This window comes from Weissella soli (genome assembly GCF_001761545.1).
Lineage (GTDB): Bacteria > Bacillota > Bacilli > Lactobacillales > Lactobacillaceae > Weissella > Weissella soli.
Genome location: NZ_CP017326.1, coordinates 677,117 through 694,795 on the forward strand (window position 1 = coordinate 677,117; position 17,679 = coordinate 694,795).

Genomic DNA, 17,679 nt, shown 5'->3' on the forward strand with positions numbered 1-17,679 from the left:
CCTCACAGGACCTCTTTGACGCATTAGTTAAGTGTGTCAGGCCAGATGATTTCTGAAAAACGTCAACATTGTCTGATTGCATTCTTGGGCGACGGCATCTTTAATATCGTAATTAAAGACGTGCCCCTTTGGATCCTCAGGCGTACCATAGCTGTGGAATTCGTGATTAATACCTTTGGCTAGTAAGAAACCATCCAAACGAACGGTGCTATCGCGAATAAAATCTTGATTCGCAGTGGTGAGGAAAAGGGGAGGTAAATCAGTCGTCATGTACTGCTCGGTTGTTAGCATGTCGGCTTTATTTGCCAACACGTCATCTGTGAAATAGGCCTGTGGCGCACCAGTCAGTGTACCAGGGCGGTCAATAAAGGATAAGCCACAGTTGATTGCGGCTGCTCGCACTGTGAAACCTGGTTGTTCATAACCAAATTTTGCACGAAAATCAGCATTCGTCAAAATGGTTAGATACTGCATCGCCATTTGACCACCAGCACTGTCACCGACAATGAATACATTATCTAAGTCAAGGTCATACTCAGCGCCGTGTGTGGCTACCCAGTGCATGGCCAGGTTGACGTCATCTAGTTCACCGGGGAATTGAACGTCAGGTGCGAGTTGATAATTGAAATTAACAAAGGCAAAGCCGGCCTTTGCTAAACTTAAACCAAAGAATTGATAGGTCTCTTTGGTCGCATAGACGTAGCCACCACCATGGATGTTGATGATGGTTGGCACTTTACCATGCCGTTTTTTAGGTAAATAGACATCCAACAGATGCCACTTTTCTTTAGGACCATAAGTAATATCGTCAAAACGCTCAACTTCAGGAATTTGTGTTGGTAAATTAGCGTCACGCTTATCATCACCTTCTTTGAAGAGTGCCTTTAGGGCCGCTGCTTCGGCTAAAATTTCCTTACTGACAACCATGTGGATACCTCATTTTTATCTAGTTATTGGTTCACGATTTTAAGAAAATCGTTAATCGTGTCACTCGGAATATTAACCATGCCTAATGCCCGCAAAGGAATATTTGCGAAAATGGCATCGTTGCCTGATCCTAAAATTGGCTTAATTTTTTCTTTTAACCCAGAATCTTCAAGCGCTTGTTCAATCTTAGAATCACCGGTTTCCCAGATTTCACTGATATAGGTGTTACCAGAGATAGGGGCAGTTGATTCACTACCAATCGTGAGCTCAAAGGCTGCTTGCAAACGAATATCGCGGGAAGAGGAACCAATGAAGAACTCGTATTGGCCATTATCGGTCCGCCAACTGGCAGTTGCGCTATCATACCAGGCAAAATCACGGCGGGAGAGGCTGGTCTTGATTTGCTTACTTTCGCCAGGATTCAAGTCAACTTTAACGAAATCACGTAGTTCCTTGATGGGCATCTCAACTTTACTAGTCTGGTTACCAACGTAGATTTGGGCAACTTCTTTACCAGCTACTTTACCAGTATTGGTAATCGTAAAGGTGAGCGATACCTGATCAGCATCTTCGGTAATCGTGAGATCATGGTAATCAAAGGTGGTGTAGCTGAGGCCATGGCCAAATGGGAACAGGACGGCGAGATCTTTGGCATCGTAATAACGATAGCCGACAAAGATTCCTTCATGGTAGGTCTCGTTTTGCAGATCACGGCCAAAGGTTAAAGCAGTGGGGTTGTCAACCACGCGCAGTGGGAAGGACTCAGAGAGCTTTCCTGACGGATTAACTTGACCAGTCAAAATATCCCAGGTCGCTTCACCAACGGCTTCACCTGCCAAGTAGGTCTCAACAATGGCTGCGACATCATCCACCCAAGGCATTTCGACTGCGGAACCATTTTGGAGTACAACGGTCACGTTGGCATTGACGGCTGCAATTTTTTCAATCAAGTTGTTTTGATTGGCTGGCAGGGTGATTTTGTCTTTATCAAAGCCTTCCGTTTCCCAATCTTCAGGGTAACCTGCAAAGATCACTACATGAGAGCTCGTTTGGGCCAACTGCAGTGCTTCTTGGCTGAGACGCTCATCGTCGGTATCATCATTTAAGACATAACCTTGGGCGTAAGTAGCCGTTGTAGGCATTGCATCAACCGGGGTGACAAGATGATAAGCATTGACATGGGAACTACCACCACCTTGGTAGCGTGGTCGTGCGGCCAGTTCACCAATGACGGCAATCTGCTCATCTGACTTGAGTGGTAGTTGCGCAGCGTCATTTTTTAATAAGACGATGCTTTCAGTTGCCAATTGGCGAGCGAATGTATGTTGCTCGTCTTGATCATAATCGGTGGTAGGGGCATCTACGGGCCGGCCCCACTTAGTGATGATCGTTAAGATACATAGAACAGCCCGGTCAAGAACCGATTCTTGTAACCGGCCATCTTTGACGGCGGTGACGATTTCATTGACAGACTCCGGCCCCTTACCAGGCATTTCTAATTCAAGACCAGCTTTTAACGCCGCGACATGATCGGCCACGGCCCCCCAATCAGACATCACAAAACCTTCAAAGCCCCATTCGTCTCGCAGGATTTGGGTTAATAAGCGCTGGTTTTGAGAAACGAGTTCACCATTGATTTTGTTATAAGATGCCATAATCGTTGCTGGCTGGGCTTCTTTCACAATCCGTTCAAATTGTGATAAGTAAATTTCACGTAATGTTCGTTCGTCGATATTAGATGACGAAGTAAAACGTTGATTTTCACGGTTATTAGCTGCAAAATGTTTGACACTTACACCAACACCTTGGCTTTGAACACCCTTGACATAATTGACCCCCATACGACCTGATAGCAGGGGGTCTTCTGAAAAGTACTCAAAATTACGCCCAGCTAGGGGACTACGTTTGATATTGACCCCTGGGCCAAGGAGGATTCCGATGTTTTCTGCTTTTGCGGCCACCCCTAGATGTTGTCCCAACTCAAAGAGGAGGTGATCATCAAAGGAGCTTGCGGTCAAGGCTGAACTAGGGAAAGCAATCGCGGCGACACTATCGTTAAGACCTAGTGCATCAGCGCCATCAGCTTGCTTGCGTAACCCTGAAGGGCCGTCAGTCATCATGCTGGCGGCCACCCCTGGTACCTTAGCGGTGAACCAGAAATCTTTTCCTGACACGAGTGAAGCTTTTTCTTCCAGGGTCAATCCTTGAACAAATTTCAGATCAATTGTTGCCATATGATAATGCCTCTTTTCTTTTTGTGCACAATTGGAATTGTCTAACGTGGGCGATATTATATCGCATGCTATTTATATAACGGATATAAAATAGTCTGTCAAGAAAAATTAAAATATGATGAAGGTCAATAAAACACTAGATTTTCAGGTATTTGTCGATGCACGGGGGGGTTGAGACGATTCAACGTGAAAAAAGTTTATTATGTTCTTGTTAATTTCTTCTCAAACTCCTACAATAGCTTTATTCTAAATCAGAAAGATAGGTATTACAAATGGCAATAGACAAACAAGCTTTAGCAGCTGGCCGGCAATTTCAACACACAGTGAACGATGCAACGATTAATGCTCACGTTAATGACTATGGGGTTGATATGCAGTCAGATATTCCTTATATCGATGATGGCTCAGCAGATCATCTGTTAGATATCTATTCACCGGCAGATGCAGATAAGACACAAATGTTACCCGTTGTGATTTTGATTCATGGTGGTGGCTATTCTAGTGGTTTTAAGGAGTTGGATCGTCGACTCGGACAATTAATTGCAACGCATGGTTTTCGGGTCGTCAACATCAACTATAGCTTGATGCCAGAAGTTGGGTTTGGCCAAGAATTACGTGAGATTATGACCGTCGCCAATTGGATTAGTGATCATCGCGTTCAATATGGTTTTGCTGATCAAAATATTTCCATTATGGGTGATAGTTCTGCTGGCCACTTGACTCTGCTAGCAGCAGCAACTCAGAATAATCAAGAATTACAAAATTATTTTGAAGTCACTCCCTATGCCAAAGACTTTAAGGCTTATGTAGCGATTTGCCCGGCTACGTTTGAAAGCATTACGAGCTCTGACAATGTGATTATTGCTGGGGTGCGGCAGGTCTTGTCTGATTGGCTATCTCAAGAAGACTTTGTCAAACATGCACTTTATACTAACTACATGGCTGACAATTTCCCAGAAGTGATGATTGTTACCACACCTAGTGATTCAATCTTGGCTGAACAGGCTATTGCCATGCATGACTTCATGACGGCAAACCAAATCAAGCATGTCTACAAGAGTTATGAAGGGGTGGAAAATAAAATTGACCATGTCTTCAATGTCTTGTTCCCCGAATATGAAGAGAGTCAGCGTGCGAATGCTGATATTGTTGCGTACCTTAAGGAAAAGAATACCTAGACGCATCACTTATGCAGGTCGATGGCTCGAATTAAACAAAAGTCATCAATTGATTTTTCTTTTTCAGGTTACCTGTTTCGGGATGTGCTATGATTAATCTATGCATGTGCATACATGTTGTTAAAAAGTAATCCGTGAGATTACTGCTAATCGAAGATGTTTAGGAACGGAGTAATAGTGGTGACTTTATTTGAAGAATGGTTACGCTTTTCACGAGAACAAAGGCGGATTGAAAAGGAATTGGATACTTGTTTACGAGCTGAGGTTTGCGATGGTGGGTTGACTTATCAAGAATTTTTGATTTTATCCTACCTGGCAACATGCCCAGATAAAATTGCGAACCAGCAAGCCATGGAATCCTATGTCGGTTTGACCCAAAGTGCCTTGTCACGGGCAATTAATAAAATGCGCGCCAAATCTTGTGGGGTCATCGAAAAGATTGATAACCCTGAAGATAAGCGGAGCCACTTTATTCGGTTGACCGCTAAAGGGAGTGTCATTCAAGCAAAAGCACTCACAGTTGTTAACCGGGTCCTAGACGAAAATTTCAAAACTCATTTGGAGGAAAAGTAAAATGTCAAGTATCATGTATCTGATTGAAACGACTGTTAAAGAAGAAAACAAGGCGGCCGCTTTGGAGCTGATCGATCGTTTGGTAGAAAGCACCAAAAAAGAAGCCGGCGCTGTTGACTATCACTGGTCTATCAACGGTGACAAGATCAATATTATTGAACATTACGCTGATAACGTGGCAACCAAGCTCCACTTGGACGGCTTTGCAGTTAATTTTGGTGAAGATTTTTCAAACTTGTTTGATGTGCACAGTTGTACCGTTTATGGCGACCCTAACGCTGAAGTCAAGGAAATCTTGGACGGCTTCGGCGCTGTTTACATGACAACCGTTAATGGTTTTGTTAACTCAAAATAAGTAGTTCCAATTTAGTTGGTCTGCTGCAATAATTGCAATGAGAACTCTTGAAGCGGCAGACCAATTTCTCGTCCCAACGGGTATGGTTTGTTTTTTTTAAGAGTTTTTTTCATGGAAAAAGTAAGTGGAGGCATAGAAATGTACTATCAAAAGAGTGGTGATGATTATTTTTTAAGAGTGGAAAAGGGTGAAGAGGTGTTAGAGTCAATTCTGGCGCTCTGCCAGCACGTTGGTATTAAAACCGCGACCTTCCAGGGTATCGGTGCTTGTGATCGGGTCGTTGTTTCGACTTATATTCCTGAAAAATCCGACTTCATTGCACATGAACAGCAGGGGATGTTAGAAATGGTTTCGCTGATGGGGAATATCAGGCTGTCAGGAACGGACGTCACGACACATGCGCATGGTTCTTTCTCATATCTTGATGATGCGGGTAGTGTCCGTGTGTTGGCAGGTCATTTAACGAAGGCCTATGTTTCTTACACGGCTGAGATTAGGATCAGTCCGGCCGCCGAGGCCATCTCGTTAACTTTTGATCCGACAACTGGCATTGATGTTTGGCATTTGGCGAATAAGTTAGCCTAACTACCCTGGTTCTAAGGTAAGGTTGATTCTGGTTGCTCCAGCTATTGGAAAGGCAACAAAATTGATGTTTTGACCATACTTAGTAAAAAATATTGACCTTTTTTGGTACTTTTGATAGCATAACGTTAACTTATAGATTGAATTGCATGGTTACATCACCATTGAAGGCGCTGTAACATAACTGTTTAAGGAGAAAATAATGGTTAAAGTAGCAATGGTAACTGGTGCAGCGCAAGGAATTGGTGCGGCAATTGCAAAGCGTTTGGCAGCTGATGGTTTTGCAGTCGCCGTCGCGGATTTGAATATCGATAAGGCGACTGAAGTCGTTAATGATATTAAGGCGCAAGGTCAAACAGCTTTGGCAGTGCAACTTGATGTTTCTGACCGTGATAGTTTTTTCAAAGGTGTTCGCCAAACCGCTGATAGCTTAGGTGGTTTTGATGTTTTGGTTAATAATGCTGGTATCGGTCCTGGTACGCCGATTGAAAGCATCACACCAGAGCAGTTTGATCAAGTTTTCCATATCAACGTTGCTAGTATCGCTTGGGCAACCCAAGCAGCCTTAGAACAATTTGAAAAGAAAACGCGCCAAGGTTCTGAAATTGTTGGTAAAATCATCAATGCTAGTTCACAAGGGGGGGTTGTCGGCAATGCGGGTGCCATCCTCTACAGTGCCTCAAAGTTTGCCGTTCGTGGTATGACGCAAGTCGCTGCTAAGGATTTGGCAGCCAAGGGCATCACTGTGAATGCTTATGCCCCAGGAACCGTTAAAACGCCAATGCTATTGGGTGCGGTCAAGGATATTGCCGCTGCCAATGGTCAAGATGAAGAATGGGCTCTGCAACAATTTGCCCAAAACATTACGCTTGGTCGTCTGTCTGAACCAGAAGATGTCGCGGCAGGAGTTGCCTTCCTTGCTGGTAAGGATTCTGATTACATGACCGGACAAACGCTTGAAATTGATGGTGGAATGCAGTTCCATTAATTGGGCCATGGGCCAGCGCCTAATAATTAAACGACACCGACGGGCTGATGATGCGTACTTTGTGGGTGATAGATTGTAACTCTTCAGGAGCTATGCCATTTCAGAAACAATGACATGGCGCCTGAAGAGTTTTTATGTGTCATAAGGGGCAACCCTGTCGCTTAACCGGCTAATTTTTTTACTTAAAATAAGCAAAAAACAAGTAAAAATATTTGACTACATGCGAGAATGAGCTATAATTAAAAAGACATATTACTAACAAAGTAGAAGTTGGGTATTGCGAAAAACGGTCAGCAAACGTTTAGCTTAATTTCAATGATGTTCAGTAAAAAGAGGCATAACTTCATTTTGATAACATGTCCAAAGGCACCGCTGACCTAAAAAATAAGTTGTTTTCTTATATAAGTAGGCGGTGGTAATTAATGAAGAAAAGGAGGGATTGAATGGCGATTAAAGCGAAAGATTATGCACGCTATCGTGATGAGCAGTTTTCGGTATTTGAAAATTATGCCCGCAAGAATAGTTTGAATAGCAAATCGATGCTAGTCTTGATGTGGATCTATTATAGTCAGGGTGAGATGACGCAGGATTTGATTGCTAAGCGTACGTATTCTACTAAACAAGTGATCCAAGCGATTATTAAAGGTTTTCAAAATAAAGAGTTACTCTATCTGGAACCATCAGTTGCTGATCGACGAAAAAAGATTATTCGGTTAACTGAGCGTGGGCAGGCCTACGCAGCCGAAATATTGGATCCGTTGCGTGCGGCTGAAGATCTGGCGATGAGTAAGCTCTCAGAAGAACAGCAGGTCGCCTTGTTGGAGGCGACGCGTGTTTTTTCACTTGAACTAAAAAATAATTTAGAAAGTAGCGCAGGGCAATTAGATGATTAAGGATATGACAACCTATTTATCTGAGAACACTAGTCAATATCTGACCTACATTTGGCAGCATATTAGTTTGAGTTTTGAGACCCTCCTAATCGCGCTCGTGATTGCATTACCATTAGGGTATCTCGCTTATGAAAAAGCTTGGGTCAAGCAATTGGCAACAGCATTGACGCAAGGTTTGCGCGTCATTCCGAGTTTAGGAATTCTCTTTATTCTCATACCTTTTATCGGGGTTGGGCGCCTACCAGCGTTGATTGCCTTGGTCATCTTAGGCATGCCACCCATTTTACTGAACACGATTGTTGGGTTTTCATCCGTGTCAGGGACACTCATTGAAACCGGTTTGGGTCTTGGCATGACCAAGCGTCAACTCTTGTTTCGGGTGCAATTTCCGCTAGCACTGCCATATATCCTAAATGGAATTAAGCTGGCTTTGGTGGAAATCATCGCCAGTGCCACTTTAGCTACCTATATTGGGGCTGGTGGTCTTGGTACACTCATTTTTACAGGGCTCGGCCTGTACCGCTATGATTTACTTTTGATTGGCGGTGGCACGGTTGCCTTGCTATCACTTATTAGCATGGTAGCATTTGATTTATCAATTAAAGGGGTAGAACATTATGAAAAGTAAGAAAACCATTCTTGGCGTGATTATCGCCATCATCGTTATTGTTGTGGGGGGCGTTTGGTATTACAATAGCCAGTCAAAAGAAGCAGCTTCACCATCGGACACAACGATTCGGATTGGGTCGAAAGACTTTACTGAAAGTTTAGTTGTGGCTGAAATTTACGCGCAAGCTTTGGAAGACAATGGTTACAACGTCAAGCGCGTCTATAACATTTCAAGTTCGTTGGTTCACAAATCAATCGTTAATAATAAAATTGATCTTTATCCAGAGTATACTGGAACTGGTCTGATGACCATTCTTGGTATGAAGATGATGACCGATCCGGACAAAGTTTACCAGACTGTTAAGGCCAAGTATGAAAAGAAATACCATTTGACATGGTTGAAGTATGCTAAAGCTAATGATAGTAGTGGTTTGGCTATGCGTAAGGCTACGGCTGATAAGTATAACATCAAGACTATTTCAGATTTGCAAGCGAATGCAAGTAAGATCCGTATGGCTTCACAAGGTGAATACGAACAACGTGCCGATGGCTTGCCAATGCTTGAAAAAGTCTATGGTAAGTTCAACTGGAAGTCATCAAAGGTTTATGATAACAGCCTTAAGTATGAGATCCTTGATAAGGATGAAGCCGATGTCACACCAGCCTACACGACTGAAGGACGTTTGGCCGAGACCAAGAAGTTTGTTTTGCTAAAGGATGATAAGCATGTTTGGCCACCATATAACTTGGCACCAGTTGTTCGTGATAATATTTTGAAGGCAAACCCTAAGATCGCCGGTATCCTCAACAAGGTTTCTGCTACGCTCGATACCGCCACTGTGACGAAACTAAACGCGCGTGTTGATATTGATGGTGAAGAATACACGAAGGTTGCTAAGGACTATTACAAGAGCATTAAATAGAGAATAGATAGGAAGGGCCCAAAGATGCCAGAAACGATTATTCAATTCGATCATGTGAGTAAGCTTTATGACGACAAGGCTGTCGTCGATGATATCAACTTTACCATTGAGAAAGGCGAATTCATCACGATTTTAGGCACATCGGGGTCTGGTAAGACGACCACCCTAAAAATGATCAACAAGTTGATCACAGCTAGCCAGGGGACGATTCGTTTCAAAGGGACCGATGTCAATTCCTTAGATTCAGTCACTTTGCGTCGTCAAATTGGCTATGTCGTGCAACAGATTGGGCTCTTTCCTCACATGACCGTGGCGGATAATATCGCAACTGTGCCAAAGCTGTTGGGCTGGGACAAAGATAAGATCACCGCGCGGGTCAAGGAATTACTGACGCTGATGCAGTTGCCATTTGAGCAGTACGCTAAGCGCTATCCTAGTGAGCTTTCGGGTGGGCAACAACAACGGATTGGTGTCGCCCGGGCCCTAGCTGCTAATCCTGATGTCATGCTTTTTGATGAACCCTTTGGGGCGATTGATGCGATTACTCGAAATGACCTACAAGCCGAGCTGGCCCGGATTCATGCGCAGTTAGGTGACAAGACCTTTATCTTCATCACGCATGACATTAACGAGGCTTTCAAGCTCGGGACGCGGGTGTTGATTATGGATCAGGGCAAGATCAGCCAATTTGACACGCCTGAGGGCATCATCGCTAATCCTGGTAATGAATTTGTGCGCAAGCTCATCAATACAGCCAGAGAGCAGGGCGAGATTTGGAGGGTGCACCATGATTGAGTATTTTCAAAGTGCCTCTGATCAGCTGATCGCGGCACTTGTGCAACATATTGAATTGACGGCCTATGCGCTCTTTTTTGCCTTGATTTTTGCTAGTATCGTGACGGTTATCCTGATGTTTTATCCTAAACTACAGCAAGTTTCCGTCTATGTGTTGTCGCTACTTTATGCCATTCCAAGCTATGCTCTGTTTGCTTTGCTGATTCCCTTTACAGGGTTAGGATCAGCGACGGCAATCGTCGTCTTAGTGGTTTACGCCCAATATACGCTCGTACGTAATTTCTTGGCCGGACTGACTCAAGTCGATGCTAGTGTCGTTGAAGCCGCCAAAGGCATGGGGATGACGCAGTGGCAAGTTTTGACCAAGGTGCAACTACCATTAGCGCAGCCTGCAATTTTTGCGGGGTTACGCTTGGCAGCAACCTCGATCATTGCGATTGCGACCATCGCTGCCACCGTCAATGCTGGTGGCCTGGGTACGGTGCTCTTCGACGGATTACGGACCATGAGTTTGGTAAAGCTCGCCTGGGGGATTATTTTGACCGTTGGTCTGAGTTTACTGGTTAATTTGTTGCTCTATTTATTTGAAGAACTCTTTAAAAACGAGAAAGTTAGCTGAGGCTAGCTTTCTCGTTTTTTGCAGTGTGATTGTATGATGATTGACTAGTTTTGCGAGTGCTAAAACTACGTATTTAGGAAGTCACACACGAACATTGCTGAAAATATGCTATAATTGATGGTTATATTCGATTGCGCCTCATCTGTTAGTTAAGCTTGTTATGCATTACAAAAATAAGCTATTAAGAGATTGAAACCCCTGATATGAAAGGAATTATGATAAATGGCAACTATTATTCAATGGTATCCCGGCCACATGGCCAAAGCCTTCCGTTTGATGCGAGAAAACCTAAAGTATGTTGATATCGTGTTGGAACTGGTGGATGCCCGTATCCCAATGGCCTCACGTAACCCAGAATTAGATGACGTGTTGGGGGATAAGCCTCGCTTACTCGTCCTGACTAAAACTGATTTGGCTGATCCTGATCGGACAAAGGCATGGGTCCGTTATTTTCGTTCAAAAGGCATGGCGGTAGTTGCGCTAGATTCCCGTGATCGCAAAACACCCCAGATCATCACGAAAGCAGCCCGCGAAGTCTTAGCTGACAAATGGGCTGCTTTGGCTGAAAAGGGGGTCAAAGACAAGGCCATTCGGGCCCTAGTAGCGGGAATTCCAAACGTTGGTAAATCGACCTTACTGAACCACCTAGTGATGAAGAATGTTGCCATTACTGGTGATCGACCAGGGGTGACCAAAAAGCTGCAATGGTTGAAGACACCCACTAATCTTGAATTACTAGACACGCCAGGTGTGCTTTGGCCAAAGTTTGAAGATCAACGGGTTGGTCAACATTTGGCGATGACCGGGGCAATTAAAGATCAACTCATTAATTTAGATGATATTGCCTTAGTCACCTTGAAGTTTATGCGGGATTACAACCCTCAGAGCATCATTGAGCGTTATCATCTGCCAAGTAATGCTTGGGAAACGATGACTGACGTTGAAGTGTTATTGGCAATCACCGCTAAATTAGGCTTTAAAGAAGACTATGACCGTGCGAGTGAGCGCTTATTAATTGATTTGCGTCGTGGTAAATTAGGCACCTATACCGTGGAGATGCCTTCGGACAATATCGGTCTGGTGGTTGATGGTGATGACAACAATTAACCAAATCAAGGCTCGTTTAGCAGCTGAGCCCACAGAGACTGAATTGGCCAGCTGGTCACAAGATTCACGGCTTGGCGTGCAAAAATTACTCACGAGTTACCATAAACAACAGCTTAAATTGGAAGCGCAGCGCATGGCTTTTGAAAAACGCCTAGTCTTTGAAAGGGCGGCTTGGCGGCAGGGGACGGTTTTGGCAGGGATCGATGAAGTTGGTCGCGGACCACTTGCCGGCCCTGTTGTCGCCGCGGCCGTGGTCATTGACGAACACTTTGACTTGATTGAGGTGCATGATTCTAAACAATTATCCGAACCCAAACGGCGGGATTTAGCTGCGAAAATTAAGCAACAAGCCGTTGCTTACGCCTATGGTGTCGTTGATGCAGGCACGATTGATGACATCAATATCTATGAAGCCGCCCGCGTGGCCATGAAACAGGCGTTAGCTGGTCTGGCAGTGCCCGTTGATGGCTTATTAGTGGATGCGATGGTTGTCGATTCTCCCTTGCCACAAGAAAAACTCATCAAAGGTGATGACCGTAGTATTAGTATCGGGGCCGCCAGCATCATTGCCAAAGTTTTCCGGGATGAACTGATGGCTGCTTATGCCGTTGAGTATCCCGGTTATGGCTTTTCCCACAATGCTGGTTATGGGACGGCGGAACATCTCGCGGGCATTGCGGCCCATGGGATTACCCCCATTCATCGGCGTAGTTTTGCACCTGTTAAAGCGTACTTAAAGTAATTTTCAACAACTAGCCACATGGATACTCTCTTATTTCTTAATTGGAGGTGAGTGTATGTCAATGCGGCTTTTTTTGTTGTGGTTACTGTTAATACCAGGCTTAGGTATGCGGGGCCGGTATCATATCTGGCAATATTTAATGAAACATCCTGACACGCCATTACCACTACCTTTAGCAGAGATCTTGCAATTAGGTGGTGTTAAGCGTCCCCAATGGGATAAAATTCGCACTAGCCTGAATGATGAATCAACCTGGCAACAATGTCTGCACACGCCCTTTGTCACCCTGGCAGATGCAGCTTATCCAACCCTTTTACGGCAGATCGATTTACCCCCAGTGGTGCTCTTTTTTCAAGGTGATTTGACCCTGGCAAACACCTACACTATTGGGATTGTGGGGAGTCGTCAGCCTTCTTTGTATGGCACTCAAATCTTACGTGATTGGATTCCGGGCATCGCGCAAGCAGGGCTGACCACTGTCTCCGGACTGGCCGCGGGGGTAGATGGCATGGTGCATGCCCAGACCCTCTTACATCATGGCAAAACGATTGCCGTGATTGGTAATGGATTACAACGCATTTACCCCAGCAGTCATCAGCAACTTCAGCCACAAGTTGGCCAACACGGGCTGATTCTGAGTGAATATTTACCCATGGACGGGCCACAGCGTTGGCATTTTCCCGAACGTAATCGCATTATTGCTGGTTTATCACGACAGGTTTTGATTATCGAAGCACGCGAACGCTCGGGTTCTTTGATTACGGGGATGCTGGCACTCGACGCGAATCGGGAAGTCTTAGCCGTGCCGGGGCGGATAAACGACGAAAATTCGGCTGGTTGCAACGCTTTAATCGTCGCCGGTGCCCAACCAGTGACTTCGGTTGCCGATGTTTTGACTAACTATTTAAACTCTTATTGGTTACTCTAAATCCCCTATTTTAAGTTAAATAATTGTCCTTTTCTGTGGTTCGGTGTTTGTTAAATCAGAACTTTATTGTATAGTATATGTTTGTAGGAACATAAATCATGTATTATATAGTAGAAAACACAGGAAAGAAGGCAGTTGCATGGCAGAAAAAACTGCAGCAAAGAAAACAACTAAAAAACGCGCAACCGCCAAAGCAAAGAAAAACTTGGTTATTGTGGAGTCGCCTTCGAAAGCGAAGACGATTGAAAAATATCTCGGCACCAACTATAAAGTGGTGGCTAGTATCGGGCATATTCGTGATTTACCTAAGTCACAAATGGGCGTCGATATTGAAAACGATTATGAACCAAGGTATATCAACATCCGTGGTAAGGGTGACATTATTAAGGGCCTGAAAAAAGAAGCCAAGGCTGCTAAACGTGTCTATCTCGCTTCCGACCCGGACCGTGAAGGTGAAGCCATTGCCTGGCATCTATCCCACATTTTGGACCTTGATTTAGAATCTGGCGAGAATCGTGTGGTGTTCAACGAAATCACCAAGGATGCGGTTAAAGAGGCGTTTAAGCATCCCCGGCAAATCAAAATGAATTTGGTTGATGCCCAGCAAGCCCGGCGTATTTTGGATCGTTTAGTCGGCTACTCAATCTCACCAATTCTTTGGAAGAAGGTGAAGAAGGGGTTATCGGCTGGCCGTGTCCAATCCGTCGCCTTGGGGTTAGTGATCGATCGCGAAAAGGAAATTCAGGCCTTTGAACCTGATGAATACTGGACCATTGATACTGAATTCAAAAAGGGCGCTAAGAAATTCAAGGCGAATTTCTATGGCGTGGATGGCGAAAAGCTTGAATTGCCCGACAATGAAACGGTGCAATCAGTGATGAAACGTCTGCAAATCAAGGATGATTTTGCCATTAGCGATGTGACTGCTAAGGAGCGCAAGCGCAATCCACAGCCTCCGTTTACGACCTCAACCATGCAACAAACAGCCAATACGCAGTTGAACTTCCGGACGCGTAAGACCATGATGGCCGCACAACAATTGTATGAAGGTATTAACCTTGGTGGTAAGGAAGGTACTGTGGGGTTAATCACCTATATGCGTACGGACTCAACTCGTATTTCAGATACTGCCAAAAACGAAGCGTCACTGTTTATCCATGAGGAGTATGGCGATGAATACGCCGCACTCAAGCCGGTCGAAAGTAAACTGCAAGAAGGGGCCCAAGATGCCCACGAAGCGATTCGACCAACTTCAGTGTTCCGTACACCAGCTTCATTGAAAGATAAATTAACGTCTGACCAATTCCGGTTGTACCAGTTAATTTGGTCACGTTTTGTCGCATCACAAATGACCCCTGAGATTTTGGATACGATGCGCGTCACAATCGAACAGAATGGCGTGCAATTCCGTGCGAATGGTTCAAAGACGAAGTTCCCTGGATTTACAAAGGCGTACCCAGCGGCTAAAGAAAAGGACAATGTCCTACCTGATTTGACGGTTGGTGATGCGGTGGCCTTGGTTAATTCAAATCCAGAACAACACTTCACCCAACCACCAGCCCGCTATACCGAAGCGGCTTTGGTTAAGGCCTTGGAAGAAAATGGGGTGGGGCGTCCTTCGACATATGCCGCAACGATTGAAGTCATTCAAAAGCGTAATTATGTCCGGATCGATACCAAGAAGTTTGTGCCCACCGAATTAGGTGAAATGGTCCAAGATACGGTGCGTCAATTCTTCCCTGAAATTGCTAATATCAAATTTACGGCCAAAGTTGAAGATGAACTTGACCAAGTTGAAAATGGGCAAGAGAATTGGGTCCAAGTCATTGATGATTTCTTTAAGCCCTTCTCAAAGGAACTTGAAAAAGCAGAAACCGAGATGGAAAAAATTGTCATCAAGGATGAACTAGCCGGCTACAACTGTGAAGTCTGTGGTGCGCCAATGTTGGTTAAAATGGGCCGCTATGGTAAATTCCATGCGTGCTCACGCTTCCCAGATTGTCGTAACACTAAGACCATCGTGGAAGAGATTGGCTTAACTTGCCCTAAGTGTGGCATCGGTCAAGTCGTTGAACGTAAGACCAAGCGTGGTCGGACCTTCTACGGTTGTTCACGCTATCCTGATTGTGATTTCGTTGCTTGGGACAAGCCAAACGAACACACATTAGCTGATGGCACAACGCCAAAGGTCGAAGATCAGGCTGACTCAGCAAAAGAAGCTGCAGCGACTGAAGCATAGATCCAACTAAAAAAGCCGCGCTTAGCTTGCGCGGCTTTTTATGAAGCATCTCGTCAGGAGGTATCACATGACAACAGATTATCCACAATTGTTTCATGACTATCTGCGCGTTGAACGCCAGTATTCTCTCCAAACGGTGCGCGCTTATGATTCAGATATGCGTGAATTCATCAAATTTTTAGCTGATAGTCGCCACACCAGTGATTTGTTACAGGTAGATTATTTGGATGTCCGGGTGTTCTTGAGTTATCTGTATGAAAAAAATGATCAACCACGGACGATTGGTAGAAAGGTGAGTTCTTTACGTGCCTTCTACGATTTTCTCGTACGCAATGATTTTCGGGCATCAAATCCCTTTGCCGGTGTCCAGCTGCGTCGCTCAGGGCACCATCTGCCACGTTTTTTTTACGAGAAAGAAATGACCGCGCTTTTTGAGACTGCAGCTCAGGATGATTCACCGCTGGGGTTGCGCAATCAACTCTTACTGGAATTGCTGTACGATACTGGGGCTCGTGTATCGGAAGCTTCAGATATGACCTTAGCTCAGATGGATCAGTCTGCCCGGATCATCATGATTACTGGTAAGGGGAACAAGACTCGAATAGTGCCCTATGGTCGTTATCTTGAAGAACACCTGCAGACCTATCTGACTAGTAGTCGTCCAATCTTGATGGTGCATGCTAAACAAGCGCATGATTATCTCTTAGTGAATAAAAATGGGGATAAATTAACGCAGAGTGGGATCGAATATGCGCTGAAACATCTTGGTCGTAAAGCTGGTTTGACGCAAGAGGTGACGGCACACATGTTCCGGCATACTTTTGCCACCGATTTATTGAACAATGGCGCGGATTTGCGCACGGTCCAACAGCTACTAGGCCATAGCAGTCTCAGTACCACACAAATTTACACGCACGTGACCCGCGAAAATCTACAACAAAGTTACCGCGATTTTTTCCCGCGGGCCTAGCCAGGGGAGCACGTGTCAGGCGGCAATTGATGCCGATGAATGGTCACTAGATGATTGAGAATACCTGTCATTTTTGTTACACTATAGTCAAAGTTGAGAGCGTTTGTGGGGTTTTATCATGTCAGTCATTTTAGAAAATGATTCAATTATCGTCACTGTGAGTGAGCACGGTGCGGAGCTAAAAAGTGTCAAGAGCAAGCGAACTGGGATTGAATATATGTGGCAGGCCGATCCAGAATTCTGGGGCCGGACCGCACCAAACCTATTTCCAGTGGTTGGTCGTTTAAAATCAGATCGGTATACGTACCGTAATAAGACGTATTTCATGACCCAGCACGGATTTGCGCGTGATAACGAATTCGAAGTGGTGTCATCTAAGCCAATGACAGCACGTCTACGCTTAACGGATAGTGAAGATACAGCCGCCATCTATCCGTTTAAGTTTCAATTGGACGTCATTTTTCACCTGACCAGTCAAGATACATTAGGAATTACGTATGCAGTGACTAATGTTGATACGAAAGATATTTTCTTTTCAGTCGGCGGCCATCCTGCGTTTAATATTCCTTTGAATCCAGCAACTGAAAAGTTTGAAGATTACTACTTTAATGTTGAACCACAAAAGATATTTAGTCGTGAGAAGTTAGTTGGACCATACGTTGATTTTAGCCAAGAGACAACGCATGATACGCATATCCCAACCCGTTTATCGCGGGATGATTATCAGGATGATGCCATTATCTTGCGGTTGGACGGTGAACCCACGGCGATTGTTTTAGCCAAGGTTAATGAGTCGCATGGGGTGACAATGCATATCGCAGATGCTAAGTTTGTTGGTATTTGGACCAAGTATAATAAAGAAGCCCCCTTCTTAGCCATTGAGCCTTGGTGGGGAATTGCTGATACAGTCGATGCTGATGGTAATATTGCCCATAAGTTTGGGATTAATCAATTAGCGCCAGCTCAGACCTTTACCGGATCATACTCAATGTCATTCTTCTAAAGCAACAAAAAAAT

At 44.7% G+C, this 17,679-nt stretch carries 18 protein-coding genes; 16 read left to right on the plus strand and 2 right to left on the minus strand.

Annotated elements, in window-relative coordinates; all coding sequences use genetic code 11:
• Nucleotides 1–36: 36 nt before the first annotated feature.
• A complete protein-coding gene (locus WSWS_RS03240; RefSeq protein ID WP_070229930.1) occupies nt 37–927 on the minus strand; it encodes an alpha/beta hydrolase in 891 nt (296 codons plus the stop codon).
• Nucleotides 928–950: 23 nt separating this feature from the next.
• Nucleotides 951–3,161, minus strand: coding sequence for a glycoside hydrolase family 3 C-terminal domain-containing protein (locus tag WSWS_RS03245; protein ID WP_070229931.1), 2,211 nt, complete (start codon nt 3,159–3,161; stop codon nt 951–953).
• 272 nt (nt 3,162–3,433) lie between these two features.
• On the opposite strand from WSWS_RS03245, the gene WSWS_RS03250 reads away from it, so the two are divergent.
• The 16 genes from WSWS_RS03250 (at nt 3,434) to WSWS_RS03325 (ending at nt 17,665) form a co-directional block, all read left to right on the plus strand.
• Nucleotides 3,434–4,339 (plus strand): alpha/beta hydrolase, encoded by a 906-nt coding sequence (locus WSWS_RS03250; RefSeq protein WP_070229932.1) that lies wholly within the window; start codon nt 3,434–3,436, stop codon nt 4,337–4,339.
• A gap of 180 nt (nt 4,340–4,519) precedes the next feature.
• A complete protein-coding gene (locus WSWS_RS03255; protein ID WP_070229933.1) occupies nt 4,520–4,912 on the plus strand; it encodes a MarR family winged helix-turn-helix transcriptional regulator in 393 nt (130 codons plus the stop codon).
• A 1-nt stretch (nt 4,913) separates the two neighbouring features.
• The gene (locus WSWS_RS03260; RefSeq protein WP_070229934.1) at nt 4,914–5,267 is read left to right on the plus strand and encodes a putative quinol monooxygenase; all 354 of its coding nucleotides are present in this window, start codon (nt 4,914–4,916) and stop codon (nt 5,265–5,267) included.
• 138 nt (nt 5,268–5,405) lie between these two features.
• Nucleotides 5,406–5,852: a PPC domain-containing DNA-binding protein gene (locus WSWS_RS03265; RefSeq protein WP_070229935.1), complete on the plus strand. Its 447-nt coding sequence runs from the start codon at nt 5,406–5,408 to the stop codon at nt 5,850–5,852.
• A 199-nt stretch (nt 5,853–6,051) separates the two neighbouring features.
• A complete protein-coding gene (locus WSWS_RS03270) occupies nt 6,052–6,837 on the plus strand; it encodes an acetoin reductase (RefSeq protein ID WP_070229936.1) in 786 nt (261 codons plus the stop codon).
• Between the two features lie 443 nt (nt 6,838–7,280).
• Nucleotides 7,281–7,730 carry a MarR family winged helix-turn-helix transcriptional regulator gene (locus tag WSWS_RS03275; RefSeq protein ID WP_070229937.1) on the plus strand — a complete coding sequence of 150 codons (450 nt, stop codon included), beginning with the start codon at nt 7,281–7,283 and terminating at the stop codon, nt 7,728–7,730.
• Entirely contained in the window at nt 7,723–8,358 is a 636-nt protein-coding gene (locus tag WSWS_RS03280; protein ID WP_070229938.1) for an ABC transporter permease, read from the plus strand. Before WSWS_RS03275 ends, WSWS_RS03280 begins: the two co-directional genes overlap by 8 nt.
• On the plus strand, nt 8,348–9,262 hold the full coding sequence (locus WSWS_RS03285) for a glycine betaine ABC transporter substrate-binding protein (protein ID WP_070229939.1): 915 nt from the start codon (nt 8,348–8,350) through the stop codon (nt 9,260–9,262). Before WSWS_RS03280 ends, WSWS_RS03285 begins: the two co-directional genes overlap by 11 nt.
• A 24-nt stretch (nt 9,263–9,286) precedes the next feature.
• Nucleotides 9,287–10,057: an ABC transporter ATP-binding protein gene (locus WSWS_RS03290; RefSeq protein WP_070229940.1), complete on the plus strand. Its 771-nt coding sequence runs from the start codon at nt 9,287–9,289 to the stop codon at nt 10,055–10,057.
• Nucleotides 10,050–10,676 (plus strand): ABC transporter permease, encoded by a 627-nt coding sequence (locus tag WSWS_RS03295; protein ID WP_070229941.1) that lies wholly within the window; start codon nt 10,050–10,052, stop codon nt 10,674–10,676. Before WSWS_RS03290 ends, WSWS_RS03295 begins: the two co-directional genes overlap by 8 nt.
• 222 nt (nt 10,677–10,898) lie before the next feature.
• Nucleotides 10,899–11,783, plus strand: coding sequence for a ribosome biogenesis GTPase YlqF (ylqF, locus tag WSWS_RS03300; RefSeq protein ID WP_070229942.1), 885 nt, complete (start codon nt 10,899–10,901; stop codon nt 11,781–11,783).
• The gene (locus tag WSWS_RS03305; RefSeq protein WP_070229943.1) at nt 11,764–12,525 is read left to right on the plus strand and encodes a ribonuclease HII; all 762 of its coding nucleotides are present in this window, start codon (nt 11,764–11,766) and stop codon (nt 12,523–12,525) included. The genes ylqF and WSWS_RS03305 overlap by 20 nt, the downstream gene beginning before the upstream one ends.
• A 55-nt stretch (nt 12,526–12,580) precedes the next feature.
• On the plus strand, nt 12,581–13,453 hold the full coding sequence (gene dprA / locus WSWS_RS03310; protein WP_070229944.1) for a DNA-processing protein DprA: 873 nt from the start codon (nt 12,581–12,583) through the stop codon (nt 13,451–13,453).
• A gap of 139 nt (nt 13,454–13,592) precedes the next feature.
• Nucleotides 13,593–15,692, plus strand: coding sequence for a type I DNA topoisomerase (topA, locus tag WSWS_RS03315; protein WP_070229945.1), 2,100 nt, complete (start codon nt 13,593–13,595; stop codon nt 15,690–15,692).
• A 67-nt stretch (nt 15,693–15,759) separates the two neighbouring features.
• Entirely contained in the window at nt 15,760–16,662 is a 903-nt protein-coding gene (locus WSWS_RS03320; protein ID WP_070229946.1) for a tyrosine-type recombinase/integrase, read from the plus strand.
• Between the two features lie 118 nt (nt 16,663–16,780).
• On the plus strand, nt 16,781–17,665 hold the full coding sequence (locus tag WSWS_RS03325; protein ID WP_070229947.1) for an aldose 1-epimerase family protein: 885 nt from the start codon (nt 16,781–16,783) through the stop codon (nt 17,663–17,665).
• The last annotated feature ends 14 nt before the right edge of the window (nt 17,666–17,679 follow it).

What these genes read in the sequence shown, in the direction of transcription:
- WSWS_RS03240 (WP_070229930.1), bottom strand. Translation starts at nt 927, where the DNA reads ATGGTTGTCAGTAAGGAAATTTTAGCCGAAGCAGCGGCCCTAAAGGCA.
- WSWS_RS03245 (WP_070229931.1), bottom strand. Translation starts at nt 3,161, where the DNA reads ATGGCAACAATTGATCTGAAATTTGTTCAAGGATTGACCCTGGAAGAA.
- WSWS_RS03250 (WP_070229932.1), top strand. Translation starts at nt 3,434, where the DNA reads ATGGCAATAGACAAACAAGCTTTAGCAGCTGGCCGGCAATTTCAACAC.
- WSWS_RS03260 (WP_070229934.1), top strand. Translation starts at nt 4,914, where the DNA reads ATGTCAAGTATCATGTATCTGATTGAAACGACTGTTAAAGAAGAAAAC.
- WSWS_RS03265 (WP_070229935.1), top strand. Translation starts at nt 5,406, where the DNA reads ATGTACTATCAAAAGAGTGGTGATGATTATTTTTTAAGAGTGGAAAAG.
- WSWS_RS03270 (WP_070229936.1), top strand. Translation starts at nt 6,052, where the DNA reads ATGGTTAAAGTAGCAATGGTAACTGGTGCAGCGCAAGGAATTGGTGCG.
- WSWS_RS03275 (WP_070229937.1), top strand. Translation starts at nt 7,281, where the DNA reads ATGGCGATTAAAGCGAAAGATTATGCACGCTATCGTGATGAGCAGTTT.
- WSWS_RS03280 (WP_070229938.1), top strand. Translation starts at nt 7,723, where the DNA reads ATGATTAAGGATATGACAACCTATTTATCTGAGAACACTAGTCAATAT.
- WSWS_RS03285 (WP_070229939.1), top strand. Translation starts at nt 8,348, where the DNA reads ATGAAAAGTAAGAAAACCATTCTTGGCGTGATTATCGCCATCATCGTT.
- WSWS_RS03290 (WP_070229940.1), top strand. Translation starts at nt 9,287, where the DNA reads ATGCCAGAAACGATTATTCAATTCGATCATGTGAGTAAGCTTTATGAC.
- WSWS_RS03295 (WP_070229941.1), top strand. Translation starts at nt 10,050, where the DNA reads ATGATTGAGTATTTTCAAAGTGCCTCTGATCAGCTGATCGCGGCACTT.
- ylqF (WP_070229942.1), top strand. Translation starts at nt 10,899, where the DNA reads ATGGCAACTATTATTCAATGGTATCCCGGCCACATGGCCAAAGCCTTC.
- WSWS_RS03305 (WP_070229943.1), top strand. Translation starts at nt 11,764, where the DNA reads ATGGTGATGACAACAATTAACCAAATCAAGGCTCGTTTAGCAGCTGAG.
- dprA (WP_070229944.1), top strand. Translation starts at nt 12,581, where the DNA reads ATGTCAATGCGGCTTTTTTTGTTGTGGTTACTGTTAATACCAGGCTTA.
- topA (WP_070229945.1), top strand. Translation starts at nt 13,593, where the DNA reads ATGGCAGAAAAAACTGCAGCAAAGAAAACAACTAAAAAACGCGCAACC.
- WSWS_RS03320 (WP_070229946.1), top strand. Translation starts at nt 15,760, where the DNA reads ATGACAACAGATTATCCACAATTGTTTCATGACTATCTGCGCGTTGAA.
- WSWS_RS03325 (WP_070229947.1), top strand. Translation starts at nt 16,781, where the DNA reads ATGTCAGTCATTTTAGAAAATGATTCAATTATCGTCACTGTGAGTGAG.